This window comes from Pseudomonas indica NBRC 103045, assembly GCF_002091635.1.
GTDB lineage: Bacteria > Pseudomonadota > Gammaproteobacteria > Pseudomonadales > Pseudomonadaceae > Pseudomonas_M > Pseudomonas_M indica.
This window is the reverse complement of the sequence record NZ_BDAC01000002.1, coordinates 454970-469980: the sequence shown is the minus strand read 5'-3', so window position 1 is coordinate 469980 and position 15011 is coordinate 454970. Positions and strand designations below refer to the sequence as shown.

The following is a 15011-nucleotide window of genomic DNA, read 5'->3' as shown; positions in this document are numbered from 1 at the left end:
GAAGGGCCACTGCTGGAAGCGTTGAGGAATCGTATCAGGTGCTTGTGACGGCCCCAGAAGGTAAAAGCCTCCGTGCTTATACAAATGCATCAGGTAGAAAAGGGGTAGTTGCTGGAAAGCCACATATCATCTCTAGAAATCGGTTCCCCGGTTGCCTGTTTTAAGGACTTGGTGAGGGCTTGCGCCCTCACACCACTCGCTCCATCTCATCCATCACTTGATCGATCTTTTCCTTGAACGGCTTCAATAGGCAGTGCAGTAAGCAACCGTCCAGTTTCTGGTCCGCGCACTGGAGTAGCTCCAGCAGTAACGCCATGGCGCCGCCGAGGTCGTTGAGAAGGGATTGAGTGTTATCCAGTCGCTGAAGTATTTCGATCACGGCAGCCAGTTCGTTGAGACGGGTATCGAGAAGGTCAGGGCGGAGCAGTGCGCTGTCAGCGTCGCGGAGCTGTTGCAGTGATGTGTGCAGTCTGTTCAGGCGAACGAGGGCGGTGGTGGGCATGGGGTTGGCTTCGGCAATAGATTCTCAAGGACCGCATGACTGCGGTGGCTCAGTCTGAGAATCAGGACGCCAATCCCGAGCTGCCGATAAGGGCAGCGGGAAAGAGCCTATCCGCAACTTCCGCTCTGTTCAAGCATCTGGCCTGCCGCAATGCAGGCCGCTCTACGCTATCTGACCATCTCCGACTCCTTGGCCGGCAGCTGCCGCTCCGGCGTATTCTCTCGCCGATCGGGCGGGGGATTGCGTTCGGAGCGGTCTTCGCCGGGCAATTCCAGGTCGTTGGGGTGGTGGATGTCGATGCCGGGTTCTTTCGGGGCGCTGCTCATGGGTGGACCTCGTGGGAGTGGGCAATCACCCAGCTTTGGAGAGAGGGGCGGGGCGTTCGTTCGGGGGATGGCGCCGAGCGGTCTGGTGGGAACCCGGCTAAGGTGTAATACGCCTTGGAGGTGCTTTGCCGCATCATGGCGCCTCTATCTGACGCGAATCGGAGAACAAGATGAAAAAGGTGTTCGCATCGATCAAAGCCATGCCTCGCCGTGCCTGGGCGATGACGGGGATTCCTCGGGCATTGGCGGCGCTTTCCGCGGGCTTGGCGAAGCGGGGTTGGTATGCGGCGGGGGCGGTCGTGCGCCATCCGTTTCTGTTCATGGGTTTGCTGCTGGTGCTCTGGGGCGCGCATTACCGTTGGTTGACCGCCACGTCCAAGCTGGAGTTGATGGCCGGGGCGCTGGCGTCGGTCTATGTGTTCTTCTTCTATCTGGCGCAGGTACGTGAGAGCCGGGCGTTGCTGAAGGCGGAGTATCCGGCGGCCGGCAGGCAGCTCCCGCAATAGCCTGTCGAGGGTCATTCCCGGGCGGTAAGATGCGCGCCTCGAATCGGTCTTGCCTGCCGGGTGATGGATGAAGCCTCTCTGGGACATTTTCTGCAGCGTCGTCGATAACTACGGCGATATCGGCGTGACCTGGCGTCTGGCCCGGCAACTGGTGGCCGAGCATGGCCAGGCAGTGCGCCTGTGGGTGGATGACCTGCATTCGCTGGCGCGGTTGTGCCCCGAGGTCGATCCCGACGTGGCGCAGCAGGTGCAGCGCGGCGTCGAGGTGCGGCGCTGGGCGTTACCGTGGCAACCGGTCGAGCCGGGGGATGTGGTGATCGAGGCATTCGCCTGCCATCTGCCCGGCGAATTCGCGGCGGCGATGACGGCCAAGTCGCGTCCGCCGTTGTGGCTCAATCTGGAATACCTCAGTGCCGAGGACTGGGTCGGCGGTTGCCATGGTCTGCCGTCTTTCCAGTCGAATGGCTTGCAGAAGTTCTTCTTCTTTCCCGGATTCACTTCGGAAACTGGCGGACTGCTGCGTGAGCAGGGGCTGATCGAGCGGCGGCGAGCGTTCCAGGCCGATCCGGCGGCGCAGGCCGCTTTCCTGCAATCCATCGGTGTGCAGCGGCGCCCCGGTGCTCGCCTTATCTCATTGTTCGCCTATGAGAATGCTGCGCTGGGCAGTTGGCTGGAGGCCCTGGCGGCGGGCACGCAGCCGACCCAGTTGCTGGTGCCGGAAGGCCGGGTCCTGAGGGATTTGGAGCGTTGGCTGAGTACCTGTGGCCTGGCGGCGCACGATCAGTACAAACGCGGCGCGCTGCATGTCCAGGTGATCCCGTTCGTCGAGCAGGACGCCTATGACCGCTTGCTCTGGTGCTGCGATTTCAACGCGGTGCGCGGCGAGGATTCCTTCGTGCGGGCGCAGTGGGCCGGGCGGCCGATGCTCTGGCACATCTATCGGCAGGAAGAAAACGCCCACTGGTTGAAACTCGATGCCTTCCTGGCGCTCTACCGGAAAGCGTTGCCGCCCGCCGCGGGCGAGGCCCTGGGTGCGTTGTGGCATGCCTGGAATGCCGAAGAGGACATGGGCCCCGCCTGGCAGGGGCTGCAACGAGAATGGCAGGTGTTGGCCGAGCATGCCGAGCACTGGTGCCGGGAACAGGCGGCGCAGACCGATATCGCGGCAAGGCTGGTGCTTTTTTACACAAATTGGCTATGATACGCGGCCTGTTTTTTTGTCACTCATCCAAATCGGATATCCCGTATGAAAACCGCACAAGAATTTCGCGCTGGCCAGGTAGCCATCATCAACGGCGCTCCCTGGGTCATCCAGAAAGCCGAGTTCAACAAATCCGGCCGTAACGCGGCGGTCGTCAAGATGAAGCTGAAGAACCTGCTGAACGGTTCCGCTACCGAGACCGTGTTCAAGGCCGACGACAAGCTGGAGCCGGTCATCCTCGAGCGTAAGGAAGTGACCTACTCCTACTTCGCCGACCCGCTGTACGTGTTCATGGATGCCGATTTCAACCAGTACGAAATCGAGAAAGACGATCTGGAAGGCGTTCTGACCTTCATCGAAGACGGCATGACCGATGTCTGCGAAGCCGTGTTCTACAACGACAAGGTGATCTCCGTCGAACTGCCGACCACCATCGTGCGTGAAATCGTCTACACCGAGCCGTCCGTCCGTGGCGACACTTCCGGCAAGGTGATGAAAACTGCCCGTCTGAAGAACGGTGCCGAGCTGCAGGTTTCCGCGTTCTGCGAAATCGGCGACTCCATCGAGATCGATACCCGCACCGGCGAGTACAAGTCCCGCGTCAAGGCTTGATCGCCCCGCGAGACGACAAAAAGCCCGGCGAGCCGGGCTTTTTTGTGCCTGCGATTCACTGCAGGTGCTTTTTCAGTTCCTCCGCGGCTTGCTGCAGGGCCGAGCGGGTGGCGGGAACCTGGCTGAGCACGTTCAGCAACCCGAAGTCGTGGATCATGCCGTTGTAGCGCACGGCGGTGACGGGCACGCCGGCCGCGTCCAGCTTGCGGGCGTAGGCTTCGCCCTCGTCACGCAGCACGTCGAACTCGGCGGTCTGCACCAGTGCCGGCGGCAGGCCCTTGAGCTGGTCGATGCTGGCCCGCAGCGGCGAGGCATGGATTTCCGCCCGCTGTCTGGCGTCGGTGGTGTAGCTGTCCCAGAACCACTTCATCATGTTGCGGGTCAGGAAGTGCCCTTCGGCGAACTGCTGGTAGGAGGCGTTCTCGAAGCTGGCATCGGTGACCGGCCACAGCAGGAGCTGGAATTTCAGCGCCGGGGTGCCTTTTTCCTTGGCCATCAGGGCGACCACCGCGGCCATGTTGCCGCCGACGCTGTTGCCAGTCACCGCCAGGCGCGCGCCGTCTACGCCGATTTCCTTGCCGTGCTCGGCCACCCAGCGGGTGGCGGCATAGGCCTGGTTGATCGCGGTGGGGTAGTGCGCCTCCGGCGAAGGCGTGTAGTCGACGTAGACCGCCGCCACGCCGGAACCGGCCACCAGGTCACGGATCAGCCGTTCGTGGGTGGGGAAGTCGCCGAGCACCCAGCCGCCGCCGTGGAAGAACAGGGTGGCGGGCAATTCACCCTTCTCGCCGGCCGGGCGCACCACGATCAGCTTGATCGATTGGCCGTCGACCGCGATGGTCTTCTCGCTGACGTCCGCCTTCGGCAGTTCCAGCTTGACGCTGGCCTGGGCGCCGCTCAGTACGGCACGAGCGTCCTTGGGCGACAGTTGTTCGAGCGGCTTGCCGCCGCCGTTCGCCAGGGCTTCGAGGAAGGCCTGGGTGTTGTGCTCGACGCCGGGGCTGCCGGCGGCGGCGAAGGCACTGTTGACGGCCAGGGCGAGGGTCCCGGCGCCGAGAAGGGTGCGGATGTTCATGTTCGTTCTCCGAAAAGGGCCGTGGATCAGACCAGGGTCAAGGTGACGTCGATGTTGCCGCGGGTGGCGTTCGAGTACGGGCAGACGATGTGGGCCTTCTCGATCAGCGCGCGGGCTTCGTCGCGGTCCATGTCGGGCAGGGTGATCTTCAACTCGACTTCGATGCCGAACCCGTTGGGGATGGCGCCGATGCCGACCACACCCTCGATCCAGGTATCCGGGGATACGCGGTGCTTGTCGCGGGCAGCGACGAACTTGATGGCGCCCAGGAAGCAGGCTGCATAGCCGGCGGCGAACAGTTGCTCCGGGTTGGTGCCCTGGCCGCCGGCACCGCCCAATTCGCGAGGGGTGGTCAGGCTGACGTCGAGCACGCCATCGGAGGAAATGGCGCGACCATCGCGGCCACCGGTGGCTTCAGCGGATGCACGGTACAGGACGTTTTCGATGCTCATGTTCATATCTCCAGTCGGTAGGGAATTGCCAATGCTTAGCGATATTTAATTTTGCGCGCTAAGTAATTTGGTGAAGCGAAATTTAGCGATCATTTGTTTTGTGCGCAATATTTATTCGAAGATGATTTCGCGATAAACACCCAGTCGGAATGGAATAAGGCCGGATCGGAGAAGGCGAATCGAAGCGGTGGATGTCTTGGTTCTGCCTGGGGGTTAGACTGTGTCGTTCGTCACATGCGCCCATTCCCCATGCCTTCCGACCTTCCCGATCTGAAACTGCTGCGCATCTTCGTCTGCGTCGTTCGCCACCAGGGCTTCGCCGCCGCCCAGCAGGAGCTGAACCTGTCCACCTCGGCGATCAGCACCTACATGAGCCAGCTTGAGTCCCAGCTCGGTATCGTGCTGTGTCATCGGGGGCGGGGCGGCTTCAGCCTGACCAGCAAGGGCGAGCTGTTCTATCAGGAGACCTTGCGCCTGTTCGGCGAACTGGAGGGATTCGAGCGCTACTCGGCGGCGCTCAAGGGCGAGTTGCGCGGCACACTGAACCTGGGTGTGCTGGATTCCACCGTCAGCGACCCGGCGTTGCCGCTGGCCGAAGTGATCGGCGCCTACAGCCAGGAGCATCCCGCCGTCCACCTGCACCTTTCGGTGACCAGCCCCTATGAGTTGCAACTGGCGGTGCTCGACAACCGCCTGGACCTGGCCATCGGTGCGTTCTCCACGCGGATGAATGGCCTGATCTACCAGCCGCTTTACCGCGAGCAGCACTGGCTGTATTGCAGCGAGCGCCATCCGTTGTTCGCCGAGCGACGCATCCCCGCGGAAGTGATCACCCAGCAACGCATGGTCGGTCGCGGCTACTGGAGCCAGGCCGAACTGGCGCGGCATGGGTTCAAGCACAGCGCGGCCACCGTGGAGTCGATGGAGGCGCAGCTGATCCTGATCCTCTCCGGCGCCTACATCGGCTATCTGCCGGAGCACTATGCACAGTCCTGGGTCGACCAGGGCCGGCTGCGCGTCCTGTTGCCGGCCACCTTCGGCTATCAGGCGCCGTTTTCCCTGATCCTGCGTCGCGGGCGCAGCCGCGAACCGCTGATCCAGACCTTTCGGGACCTGCTGAGGGCACAGCTGACGCCCCGTTGAGCGCTGAGCGGGCGCTTTCGCCGATAGCGTCTAGAGTGAAGGTCATTAGGGCGGAGGAAGCGCGGGGCTGAGGGGCTCTGCGCTTCGAGGCAGGGACGCCTCACTTGCCCTGTGGCACACTGCGCGGCGAAGGAGATGCCGATGCCACGCCCTCGTTGCCCCCGCTGTACCCGCCCGCCGAATCACTGCCTTTGTCCCTTGACTCCCCATCTGCCGAGCCGCAGCCGGGTGCTGATCCTGCAGCACCCCAGCGAGGAGCGGCATGCCCTGAATACCGCGCGGCTGGCGCAACTGGGCCTGGAGAATGCCGAGCTGCGGGTGGGTGAGGTCTTCGACGAGTTGCCGGCGTTGCTCGCCGATCCCGCCTACAGCGCCTGTTTGCTGTTCCCCGGCGATGAGGCGCAACCGCTAGTGCCGGTCCTGCCCGATGCCCGGCCGACGCTGCTGGTGGTGCCGGATGGCACCTGGCGCAAGGCGCGCAAGCTGCTCTATCTCAATCCGGTGCTGGCCGGTTTGCCGCGTGTCGCCTTGCCCGAGGGGCTGACCTCGCGTTATCGCCTGCGCAAGGCACCGGAGCCGGGGGCGCTATCGACCCTGGAGGCAATCGTGGCGGCCTTGGACATTCTCGAAGCGCCGGCCCGCTTCGATGCGCTGCTCAGGCCTTTCGAAGCGCTGATCGAGGGGCAGATCGCAGCCATGGGCGAGGAGACCTTCAAGCGCAACCACGGCGATTTGCGGGAGGATCGTTAACCCAGGCGTAACGATTGCACGCCGAGGTTGATTGATGCGCTTCCGCTGGCTGCTTACCGTGGCTCCACCCAGCGGAACCCGTGGAGTCGACATGACAACAACAATTTCCCCACCGCCGCAGTGGTCGCGCCGGCGCGCCGAAAAGCAGCGCCGCCTCGATCTGGTGCGCGGCCTCGCCGATGGCGTGGTGCTACCCAGCGAGCGGATCGTCGCCGCCCTCGAGGCGCTGATCGCCCCCGGCGATCGCGTGGTCCTCGAAGGCAACAACCAGAAGCAGGCGGACTTCCTGTCGCGCTCCCTGGCCAAGGCCGACCCCGGCAGGCTGCACGACCTGCACATGATCATGCCCAGCGTCAGCCGCGCCGAGCACCTGGATCTGTTCGAACGCGACATCGCCCGCAAGCTGGACTTCTCCTTCGCCGGCCCGCAGAGCTTGCGCATCGGCCAGTTGCTGGAGGATGGCCTGCTGGAGGTGGGCGCGATCCACACCTACATCGAGCTGTACTCGCGCCTGCTGGTGGACCTGATCCCCAATGTGGCCCTGGTCGCCGGCTTCATGGCGGACCGCCACGGCAACATCTACACCGGCCCGAGCACGGAAGACACGCCGGCCCTGGTGGAACCCACCGCGTTCAGCGACGGCATTGTCATCGTCCAGGTCAATCAACTGGTGGACGACACCGCCGACCTGCCGCGCGTGGATATCCCGGCCTCCTGGGTCGATTTCGTGGTGGTGGCGGACCGGCCGTTCTACATCGAGCCGCTGTTCACCCGCGACCCGCGCCACATCAAGCCTGTGCACGTGCTGATGGCGATGATGGCGATCCGTGGCATCTACGAGAAGCACAAGGTCCAGTCGCTCAACCACGGCATCGGCTTCAATACCGCCGCCATCGAACTGATCCTGCCCACCTACGGCGAACGCCTGGGGTTGAAAGGCAAGATCTGCCGCAACTGGACGCTCAACCCGCATCCGACGCTGATTCCCGCCATCGAGACCGGCTGGGTGGAGAGCGTGCATTGCTTCGGCACCGAACTGGGCATGGAAGATTACGTCGCCCAGCGCCCGGACGTGTTCTTCACCGGCCGCGACGGCTCCATGCGCTCCAACCGCCTGATGTGCCAACTGGCCGGGCAGTACGCGGTGGACCTGTTCATCGGCGCGACCCTGCAGGTGGACGGCGACGGCCATTCCTCCACCGTTACCCGTGGCCGCCTGGCGGGCTTCGGCGGGGCGCCGAACATGGGCCACGATCCGCATGGCCGGCGCCATGCCACGCCGGCCTGGCTGGACATGCGCCCCGAGCCGGAGGCCCTGCTGGAGCGCGGCAAGAAGCTGGTGGTGCAGATGGTCGAGACCTTCCAAGAGGGCGGCAAACCCACCTTCGTCGATACCCTCGATGCCGTCGAGGTGGCGAAGAAGTCCGGCATGCCGCTGGCGCCGGTGATGATCTACGGCGACGACGTGACCCACCTGCTCACCGAGGAGGGCATCGCCTACCTGTACAAGGCCCGCTCGGCCGAGGAACGCCGGGCGATGATTGCGGCGGTGGCCGGGGTGACCGCCATCGGCCTGCGCCACGACCCGCGCGATACCGAGCGGATGCGCCGCGAAGGGCTGATCGCCTTGCCCGAAGACCTCGGCATCCGCCGTACCGAGGCCAGCCGCGAGTTGCTGGCGGCGAAAAGCATCGCCGACCTGGTCGAGTGGTCCGGCGGCCTCTACAACCCTCCGGCCCGATTCAGGAGTTGGTGATGCAGCTACGTGAAGCACGACAGCTTTCCCTGGCCGAACAGCTCGCCGACCTGGCCGTCGAGGCACTGATCGACGAGGCCGACCTGACGCCCAAGCCGGCCCTGGTGGACCGGCGCGGCAGCGGCGCCCATCGCGATCTCAGCCTCGGCCTGATGCACGCCTCGGCGCTGGCCCTGTGGCCGATGTTCCGCGAGATGGCCGAAGCAGCGGGCGAAGCGGGAGCGATCGACCAACCGTTGCGCGAGGCGTTGGGCCGCATCGGTCGCGACGGCGAGGCACAGATGCTCGCCACCACCGGCGGGGTGAATACCCATCGCGGGGCGATCTGGGCGCTCGGGCTGCTGGTGGCCGCCGCGGCCCTGGAACCGGATGACTGCATCCCTGCGGCCCTGGCATTGCGCGCCGCGCGGATCGCCCTGATCGAGGATCGCCAGGCGCCGACCCCGGACAGCCACGGTGCGCGTATGGCTCGGCGCTATGGGGCGCGGGGCGCGCGCGAAGAGGCGCAACTGGGGTTCCCCACACTGCTGCTACACGGCCTGCCGCGCCTGCAGGCCAGTCGTGCCGCCGGGGCCGGCGAGGCACATGCCCGTCTCGATGCCTTGCTGGCGATCATGGCTGAACTGGTCGACACCTGCGTGCTCTGGCGCTCCGGCCTGCCAGGCCTGAACAGCATGCAGCGCGGCGCCCGCGCGGTGCTCGATGCCGGCGGTTGCGCCAGCCTCGCCGGGCGTCGGCGGCTGCGCCTGCTGGAGGCCGATCTGCTGCGCCTGAACGCGTCGCCGGGCGGCGCCGCCGATCTGCTCGCCGCCTGTCTGTTCATCGACCGCGTCGGCGGTCTTTCCGGGAGTCACTGAGTCATGGAAACCCTGTCCTTCGAATTCCCCGCCGGGCCGCCGGCGCGTGGTCGCGCCATGGCCGGCTGCGTCGGCTCCGGCGACCTGGAAGTGCTGCTCGAGCCTGGCCGCGCCGGGACCCTGGCGATCCGCGTGATCACTTCGGTGAACGGCAGCGCCCAGCGCTGGCAGAACCTGTTCGAGCGCATGTTCCGCGAGCAGACGCCGCCGGCGCTGAGCATCGACATCCACGATTTCGGCGCCACGCCCGGCGTGGTGCGCCTGCGTCTGGAACAAGCCTTGGAGGAGGTGGCGCATGGCTGATACCGCCGCATTGCTGCGTAGCCGCAGCTTCGTCGAACTCGGCGCCCGCCAGCGCGCCCGTGCCTTGCTGGATGCCGGCAGCTTCCGCGAACTGCTCGATCCCTTCGAACGCGTCGAATCGCCCTGGCTGGCGCGCCAGGGCATCGTGCCGCAGGCCGACGACGGCGTTGTTGTGGCCAAGGGCAGCCTCGACGGCGAGCCGACGGTGATCGCCGCCATCGAGGGCAGCTTCCAGGGCGGCAGCCTGGGCGAAGTGGGCGGGGCGAAGATCGCCGGCGCCCTGGAGCTGGCCATCGAGGACAACCGCCAGGGCATCCCGACTCGCGCGGTGCTGCTGCTGGAAACCGGTGGCGTGCGCTTGCAGGAGGCCAATCTCGGCCTTGCCGCCATCGCCGAGATCCAGGCCGCCATCGTCGAATTGCGCCAGTTTCAGCCGGTGATCGGTGTGGTCGCCGGGCCGGTCGGCTGTTTCGGCGGCATGTCCATTGCGGCCGGGCTGTGCAGCTACCTGCTGGCGACCCGCGAGGCCCGCCTCGGGCTCAATGGGCCGCAGGTGATCGAGCAGGAGGCCGGCATCGAGGAATACGACTCCCGTGACCGGCCTTTCATCTGGAGCCTGACTGGCGGCGAGCAGCGTTTCGCCAGCGGACTGGTGGATGCCTACGTCGCCGATGACGTGGAGACGATTGCCGCCGAGGTGCGCCGATTCTCCCGCCTGGGCCGCCCGGACCTGGAGCGCAGTCGCCGGTACGCCTGGTACCTGGAGCGGCTGGCGCGTTTCGATGCGTCCCGCCAGGCCAATGCCGAGAGCGTTCGCCGCGTTTACCAAGGAGACCCGACATGACTGCCACTTTTTCCCGACGCGGCCTGGCCTGGTTCGAGGCCCTGACGGCGGGCGCCGCTCCCGTTAACGGTTTGCCAGCCTCCCTGCGGGTCGCCGATGCCGAACTGGAAGGCCGTCGTGCGCGCTTCCTGGCGGTGGTCGCCGACCCCGACAATCGGTTCCCCCGGGCCGCCGATGGCGAGGTCGGGCTGTTGGAGGGCTGGGGATTGGCCCAGGCGGTGGACACCGCGATCCAGGCCGATGCCGGCCACTCCGACAAGCGCGTGCTGGTCGCCATCGTCGACGTGCCCAGCCAGGCCTATGGCCGTCGCGAGGAGGCGTTGGGCATCCACCAGGCCCTGGCCGGTGCGGTGGACAGCTATGCCCGTGCACGGCTGGCCGGCCATCCGTTGGTGGCGTTGCTGGTGGGCAAGGCGATGTCCGGTGCGTTCCTCGCCCATGGCTACCAGGCGCAGCGGCTGATCGCCCTGCGCGATCCAGGGGTGATGGTGCACGCCATGGGCAAGGCGTCGGCGGCGCGGGTCACGCTGCGCAGTGTCGAGGAGTTGGAAGCGCTGGCGGCCAAGGTGCCGCCGATGGCCTACGACCTCGACAGCTATGCGTCCCTCGGCCTGCTCTGGGAGACGCTGTCGGTGCGCAGCGTCGAGCAGCCGGACGCGGACGATCTGGCGCGGGTGCGGGCCTGCCTGAAGCTGGCGGTGGACGATATCGAACGTGGCCCGCGCGACCTCGGCGGTCGCCTCGGTGCGGCCAACCGCGCGGCGTCGCGAGACGTGCGGGCGCGCCTGCGCGAGCAGTGGTAGAGGCGGGCGGCCATGGCCATCATCGACCGCGCCATGCTGCGTCCCCATGACCTGATCTGGGGCCTGACGCCCAACCAGTTGCCGACGGATGCTCCGGCCTGGGTGAGCGAGGCCCTGGGCGAGCGGCCGCCGGTGGTGATCCGTCGTGCGCCGGCCGAGCCCGGCTGGTTGCCGGTGGGGGTACGCGGTCGCGGCCGCGAGCAGCGCTACGCCACCTGGCTGCGCCTCGACCGGCTGACCCGCAAGGTCAGCCCGGAAGCCCTGGCCCGGGCGCGTCGCTGGCGGCGCCATGCCCAGTCGCAGTGGCCGGTGCTGCGCGCCCTCGGGCTGTTGCAGGCGCGGCTGGACGGTTGCGGGCTGTGCTGGGGGCCGACCGGGAGCGCCGGCTTCGAGTTGGCCAGCGGTCTGCCGGCGCTGCATCCGACCAGCGACCTGGACCTTCTCCTGCGCACCCCGGCCCCGCTCGGCCGCGAGCAGGCGCGGCAACTGCTGATGCTGCTGGAGGACATGCCTTGCGCGGTGGATGTCCAACTGGAAACGCCGAACGGCGGCGTCGCCCTGCGCGAATGGGCGAGCGGCGCGGCCAGGGTCCTGCTCAAGGGACGCGAGGGGCCGGCGCTGGTTGCCGATCCCTGGAGGCTGGCGCAATGAGCACGCTCTGGAGCTTTCCGGGGCAGGGTGCGCAACGGGCCGGCATGTTACACACGCTGCTGGACCTGCCGCCGCTGCGCGATTGCCTGGACGAAGCGGGCGATGCGCTGGGCGAGGACCCGTTGCGGCTCGACAGCGCCGAGGCGTTGCAGGATACCCGTGCCGTGCAGCTCTGCCTGCTGCTCGCCGGGGTGGCTGCAGCACGTTTGCTGATGGCGCGCGGCTTGGCGCCGGACTATGTAGGCGGCTTGTCCATCGGGGCCTACGCGGCGGCAGTGACTGCCGGGGCACTGGACTTCGCCGATGCCGTGCGCCTGGTGTCGCTGCGCGGCCGGTTGATGCAGGAGGCTTACCCGGCTGGCTACGGCATGACCGCGATCAACGGCCTCGACCTTCCGACCGTGGAGCGGCTGGTGGGCGAGGTTCGCGGCAGCGGCTCGCCGGTCTACCTGGCCAATATCAACGCGGATAACCAGGTGGTGATCGCCGGCAGCGAAGCGGCCATGGACGCGGTGGCGGGGCGGGCCCGCGATGCTGGCGCCGGCGCGGCCAAGCGTCTGGCGGTGAGCGTGCCGTCCCATTGCGAGCTGCTGGCGGGGCCGGCGGAACGGCTGGCCGAGGCCTTCGCAGCGGTCCGCCTGCGCCGCCCGCAATACCGCTACCTGAGCGGCAGCAGCGCCCGCTTGCTGGTCGATCCGGACAAGCTGCGCGACGACCTGGCCTACAACCTCTGCCGCGTCGTCGACTGGCACGCCACCCTGCACTCGGCCCGCGAACGCGGCGTGCGGCTGCACCTCGAGCTGCCGCCCGGCACCGTGTTGTCCGGCCTGGCCCAGCGCGTATTCGAACCCTGCCGGATCATCGCCTTCCAGGGCACCCGTCCGGATTCGCTGGACGCCTTGCTGCGTCGGGAGGTAAGCCAGGAGCCATAGCCCGCGTGCTTTTCGAAGGACAAGAACAACCCACTTCGATCCAACCGGAGGACAACAATAATGATCATCTACGGTGTCGCTTTCCTGGCCCTCTGCACTCTCGCGGGCCTGCTCATCGGCGAGTTGCTGGGCAAGCTGCTCGGCGTACCCGCCAACGTCGGCGGTGTCGGTATCGCCATGCTCCTGCTGATCTTCATCGGCAGCTACCTGCACAAACGCGGCCTGATGAACGCCAAGTCCAACCAGGGCGTGGAGTTCTGGAGCGCGGTCTACATTCCCATCGTGGTCGCCATGGCCGCCCAGCAGAACGTGCTGGGTGCGCTCAGTGGCGGGCCCATGGCGATCCTCGCCGGCGTTGCCGCGGTGGTGCTCAGCTTCGTCATGCTGCCGGTGCTCGACCGCTTCGGGCAAAAGAAGTCGGTGGCGGCCACCTCCGATAAACCCCTGACCAGCGCGCAACGGTGACCGCCATGTACGAATCCATGCTGAAAGTGATCACCGGCTACGGCCTGATCAGTGGTTTCGCCGTCATCGGCGTCACCATGTGGTTCTCCTACTGGCTCTCCGACAAGGTGACCCACGGCCGCCTGCACGGCTCGGCCATCGCCATCTTCCTCGGGTTGGTGCTGTCCTACGTCGGCGGTGTGGTGACGGGCGGGCAGAAGGGGCTGGTGGACATCTCGCTGCTGTCCGGCATCGGCCTGCTCGGCGGCGCCATGCTGCGCGACTTCGCCATCGTCGCCACGGCGTTCGGGGTGAACATCGACGAACTGAAACGCGCCGGGGTGTCCGGGGTGGTGTCGCTGTTCTTCGGCATCTTCATCTCATTCATCGCCGGGGTGGCGGTGGCGCTGGCGTTCGGCTACACCGACGCGGTGAGCCTGACCACCATCGGCGCGGGGGCGGTGACCTACATCGTCGGCCCGGTGACCGGCGCGGCGATCGGCGCCAGCTCCGAGGTGATGGCGCTGTCCATCGCCGCCGGCCTGGTGAAGGCGATCCTGGTGATGGTGGCGACACCCTTCGTCGCGCCGCTGGTCGGCCTGAACAACCCGCGCTCGGCGGTGATCTTCGGCGGGTTGATGGGCACCTCCAGCGGCGTCGCCGGCGGGCTCGCCGCCACCGATCCGAAGCTGGTGCCGTATGGCTGTTTGACTGCTGCCTTCTACACAGCCTTGGGGTGTTTGCTCGGGCCGTCGTTGTTGTTTTTTGTGATGCGGGGGTTGATGGGCTGAGTCCGGGCGATGATCCAGCGTGGTCCTGTCCCGGATTGCGCTGGGGCTTATCCGGGTTGCGGAGAGGGGCGGCAGTTTCGACCCTCTCCCCCGTAAAACGGGAGAGGGGAGCGAATGTGCATGACCTGAAGTATGGCGTCAGGCCGGGTGTTTCAGGCTGTACATGCGGCATTCGGCGAGGAGGGCAAGGAGGTTCGGGTCGCGCTCCTTGGCTTTGAGGAACACCACGCCGATGTGCTGCTGCAACTGGTAGCGCGCCTGTAGCGGCACCAACCGTACCCGGCTTTCGTACACCGCGGCGATGCGTCCCGGCAGCAGGGCGTAGCCCACGCCCGAGCTGACCATGCTGAGCAGGGTGAAGATGTCGTTCACCTGCATCGCCACCTTGGGCTCGAACCCTGCCTGCTGGAATACCCGCACGCCATCCTGGTAGGTGGCGAAGCCGGGGGTGAGGGTGATGAAGGTCGCCTCGCGCAGGTCGCCCAGGTCCACGTCCGCCTGCTCGGCGAACGGCGAGTCGGCGGGGCAGGCGAGGAAGATGTCGTCGGAGAACAGCGGCAACTGGGCGCAGTCCGGGTCGCTGACGCTCTCGTTGAGCGAGACCAGGATGGCGTCCAGCTCCATGTTTTTCAGCTTGTAGAACAGATCGACGTTGGAGCCGAGGATCAGGTCGATGTTCAGCTCGCTGCGCCGCAGCTTCAGCCCCATGATCAGTTGCGGCACTGTCTTTACCGTCAACGAATAAAGCGCGCCCAGCTTGAAGCGTTCGGCGGAGAAGCCGGCCGCCTCGCGGGTGAGGCGTACCGTCTCGACCATTTCCTGGATCAGATTCTGGGCGCGCTCTTCCAGCACATAGGCGCTTTCCAGCGGCGTGAGGGTGCGCCCCTCGTGCTTGAACAGCGGGCAGCGCAGGGCGTTTTCCAGGGAATGGATGGCGCGGTGGACGCTGACGTGGCTGGTGTTCAGTTCCGCCGCGGCGCGGGCGAGGTTGCCGCTGCGCATGAAGGCGAGAAAGATCTCCAGCTTCTTCAGGGTCAGTTCTTCGTCGATCAGCATGGGACGG

At 66.3% G+C, this 15011-nt stretch carries 19 protein-coding genes; 14 read left to right on the top strand and 5 right to left on the bottom strand.

The features are described from left to right. Positions 1–187: 187 nt before the first annotated feature. Complete coding sequence (locus PIN01S_RS04680; RefSeq protein ID WP_084333959.1) at positions 188–502, bottom strand: DUF1484 family protein; 315 nt, start codon at positions 500–502, stop codon at positions 188–190. A gap of 167 nt (positions 503–669) precedes the next feature. Continuing rightward, positions 670–828: a hypothetical protein gene (locus tag PIN01S_RS26700; protein WP_169715785.1), complete on the bottom strand. Its 159-nt coding sequence runs from the start codon at positions 826–828 to the stop codon at positions 670–672. A 170-nt stretch (positions 829–998) separates the two neighbouring features. Here PIN01S_RS26700 and PIN01S_RS04675 point away from each other — a divergent pair, with 170 nt between their 5' ends. The 3 genes from PIN01S_RS04675 (at position 999) to efp (ending at position 3147) form a co-directional block, all read left to right on the top strand. Continuing rightward, positions 999–1334, top strand: coding sequence for a hypothetical protein (locus tag PIN01S_RS04675; protein WP_084333958.1), 336 nt, complete (start codon positions 999–1001; stop codon positions 1332–1334). Positions 1335–1401: 67 nt separating this feature from the next. Beyond that, positions 1402–2535 carry an elongation factor P maturation arginine rhamnosyltransferase EarP gene (earP, locus tag PIN01S_RS04670; RefSeq protein ID WP_084333957.1) on the top strand — a complete coding sequence of 378 codons (1134 nt, stop codon included), beginning with the start codon at positions 1402–1404 and terminating at the stop codon, positions 2533–2535. 45 nt (positions 2536–2580) lie between these two features. Then, positions 2581–3147: an elongation factor P gene (gene efp / locus PIN01S_RS04665; RefSeq protein ID WP_084333956.1), complete on the top strand. Its 567-nt coding sequence runs from the start codon at positions 2581–2583 to the stop codon at positions 3145–3147. A gap of 55 nt (positions 3148–3202) precedes the next feature. Here the strand turns inward: efp and PIN01S_RS04660 are convergent, their stop codons facing one another. Both PIN01S_RS04660 and PIN01S_RS04655 read right to left on the bottom strand, forming a co-directional pair. Next, entirely contained in the window at positions 3203–4222 is a 1020-nt protein-coding gene (locus PIN01S_RS04660; RefSeq protein ID WP_084333955.1) for an alpha/beta hydrolase, read from the bottom strand. A 26-nt stretch (positions 4223–4248) separates the two neighbouring features. After that, positions 4249–4674, bottom strand: coding sequence for an organic hydroperoxide resistance protein (locus tag PIN01S_RS04655; protein ID WP_084333954.1), 426 nt, complete (start codon positions 4672–4674; stop codon positions 4249–4251). Between the two features lie 249 nt (positions 4675–4923). On the opposite strand from PIN01S_RS04655, the gene PIN01S_RS04650 reads away from it, so the two are divergent. From PIN01S_RS04650 to madM, 11 genes are all read left to right on the top strand, one after another. Beyond that, positions 4924–5817 carry a LysR family transcriptional regulator gene (locus PIN01S_RS04650; RefSeq protein ID WP_084333953.1) on the top strand — a complete coding sequence of 298 codons (894 nt, stop codon included), beginning with the start codon at positions 4924–4926 and terminating at the stop codon, positions 5815–5817. A 141-nt stretch (positions 5818–5958) separates the two neighbouring features. Continuing rightward, positions 5959–6567: a tRNA-uridine aminocarboxypropyltransferase gene (locus PIN01S_RS04645; RefSeq protein ID WP_084333952.1), complete on the top strand. Its 609-nt coding sequence runs from the start codon at positions 5959–5961 to the stop codon at positions 6565–6567. Positions 6568–6658: 91 nt separating this feature from the next. Then, positions 6659–8323 carry a malonate decarboxylase subunit alpha gene (gene mdcA, locus PIN01S_RS04640; RefSeq protein WP_084333951.1) on the top strand — a complete coding sequence of 555 codons (1665 nt, stop codon included), beginning with the start codon at positions 6659–6661 and terminating at the stop codon, positions 8321–8323. Continuing rightward, entirely contained in the window at positions 8323–9180 is an 858-nt protein-coding gene (locus PIN01S_RS04635; protein ID WP_084333950.1) for a triphosphoribosyl-dephospho-CoA synthase, read from the top strand. Before mdcA ends, PIN01S_RS04635 begins: the two co-directional genes overlap by 1 nt. Positions 9181–9183: 3 nt before the next feature. After that, positions 9184–9483, top strand: a complete 300-nt coding sequence (locus PIN01S_RS04630) for a malonate decarboxylase subunit delta (protein WP_084333949.1) — start codon at positions 9184–9186, stop codon at positions 9481–9483. Then, positions 9476–10327, top strand: a complete 852-nt coding sequence (locus PIN01S_RS04625; protein ID WP_084333948.1) for a biotin-independent malonate decarboxylase subunit beta — start codon at positions 9476–9478, stop codon at positions 10325–10327. Before PIN01S_RS04630 ends, PIN01S_RS04625 begins: the two co-directional genes overlap by 8 nt. Further along, a complete protein-coding gene (gene mdcE, locus PIN01S_RS04620; RefSeq protein WP_084333947.1) occupies positions 10324–11130 on the top strand; it encodes a biotin-independent malonate decarboxylase subunit gamma in 807 nt (268 codons plus the stop codon). Before PIN01S_RS04625 ends, mdcE begins: the two co-directional genes overlap by 4 nt. Before the next feature lie 12 nt (positions 11131–11142). Continuing rightward, on the top strand, positions 11143–11781 hold the full coding sequence (locus PIN01S_RS04615) for a malonate decarboxylase holo-ACP synthase (RefSeq protein WP_090257144.1): 639 nt from the start codon (positions 11143–11145) through the stop codon (positions 11779–11781). Further along, positions 11778–12713, top strand: a complete 936-nt coding sequence (mdcH, locus tag PIN01S_RS04610; protein ID WP_084333946.1) for a malonate decarboxylase subunit epsilon — start codon at positions 11778–11780, stop codon at positions 12711–12713. Before PIN01S_RS04615 ends, mdcH begins: the two co-directional genes overlap by 4 nt. Before the next feature lie 60 nt (positions 12714–12773). Continuing rightward, the gene (madL, locus tag PIN01S_RS04605) at positions 12774–13178 is read left to right on the top strand and encodes a malonate transporter subunit MadL (protein WP_084333945.1); all 405 of its coding nucleotides are present in this window, start codon (positions 12774–12776) and stop codon (positions 13176–13178) included. 5 nt (positions 13179–13183) lie between these two features. Next, positions 13184–13948 carry a malonate transporter subunit MadM gene (gene madM, locus PIN01S_RS04600; protein ID WP_084333944.1) on the top strand — a complete coding sequence of 255 codons (765 nt, stop codon included), beginning with the start codon at positions 13184–13186 and terminating at the stop codon, positions 13946–13948. Between the two features lie 138 nt (positions 13949–14086). Here madM and PIN01S_RS04595 read toward each other — a convergent pair whose 3' ends face one another. Beyond that, positions 14087–15004, bottom strand: a complete 918-nt coding sequence (locus PIN01S_RS04595) for a LysR family transcriptional regulator (protein ID WP_084333943.1) — start codon at positions 15002–15004, stop codon at positions 14087–14089. Positions 15005–15011 lie beyond the last annotated feature (7 nt).

Bases quoted from the DNA above. Each gene is read 5' to 3' on its own strand.
- PIN01S_RS04680 (WP_084333959.1), bottom strand. From the start codon at position 502: ATGCCCACCACCGCCCTCGTTCGCCTGAACAGACTGCACACATCACTG.
- PIN01S_RS26700 (WP_169715785.1), bottom strand. From the start codon at position 828: ATGAGCAGCGCCCCGAAAGAACCCGGCATCGACATCCACCACCCCAAC.
- PIN01S_RS04675 (WP_084333958.1), top strand. From the start codon at position 999: ATGAAAAAGGTGTTCGCATCGATCAAAGCCATGCCTCGCCGTGCCTGG.
- earP (WP_084333957.1), top strand. From the start codon at position 1,402: ATGAAGCCTCTCTGGGACATTTTCTGCAGCGTCGTCGATAACTACGGC.
- efp (WP_084333956.1), top strand. From the start codon at position 2,581: ATGAAAACCGCACAAGAATTTCGCGCTGGCCAGGTAGCCATCATCAAC.
- PIN01S_RS04660 (WP_084333955.1), bottom strand. From the start codon at position 4,222: ATGAACATCCGCACCCTTCTCGGCGCCGGGACCCTCGCCCTGGCCGTC.
- PIN01S_RS04655 (WP_084333954.1), bottom strand. From the start codon at position 4,674: ATGAGCATCGAAAACGTCCTGTACCGTGCATCCGCTGAAGCCACCGGT.
- PIN01S_RS04650 (WP_084333953.1), top strand. From the start codon at position 4,924: ATGCCTTCCGACCTTCCCGATCTGAAACTGCTGCGCATCTTCGTCTGC.
- PIN01S_RS04645 (WP_084333952.1), top strand. From the start codon at position 5,959: ATGCCACGCCCTCGTTGCCCCCGCTGTACCCGCCCGCCGAATCACTGC.
- mdcA (WP_084333951.1), top strand. From the start codon at position 6,659: ATGACAACAACAATTTCCCCACCGCCGCAGTGGTCGCGCCGGCGCGCC.
- PIN01S_RS04635 (WP_084333950.1), top strand. From the start codon at position 8,323: ATGCAGCTACGTGAAGCACGACAGCTTTCCCTGGCCGAACAGCTCGCC.
- PIN01S_RS04630 (WP_084333949.1), top strand. From the start codon at position 9,184: ATGGAAACCCTGTCCTTCGAATTCCCCGCCGGGCCGCCGGCGCGTGGT.
- PIN01S_RS04625 (WP_084333948.1), top strand. From the start codon at position 9,476: ATGGCTGATACCGCCGCATTGCTGCGTAGCCGCAGCTTCGTCGAACTC.
- mdcE (WP_084333947.1), top strand. From the start codon at position 10,324: ATGACTGCCACTTTTTCCCGACGCGGCCTGGCCTGGTTCGAGGCCCTG.
- PIN01S_RS04615 (WP_090257144.1), top strand. From the start codon at position 11,143: ATGGCCATCATCGACCGCGCCATGCTGCGTCCCCATGACCTGATCTGG.
- mdcH (WP_084333946.1), top strand. From the start codon at position 11,778: ATGAGCACGCTCTGGAGCTTTCCGGGGCAGGGTGCGCAACGGGCCGGC.
- madL (WP_084333945.1), top strand. From the start codon at position 12,774: ATGATCATCTACGGTGTCGCTTTCCTGGCCCTCTGCACTCTCGCGGGC.
- madM (WP_084333944.1), top strand. From the start codon at position 13,184: ATGTACGAATCCATGCTGAAAGTGATCACCGGCTACGGCCTGATCAGT.
- PIN01S_RS04595 (WP_084333943.1), bottom strand. From the start codon at position 15,004: ATGCTGATCGACGAAGAACTGACCCTGAAGAAGCTGGAGATCTTTCTC.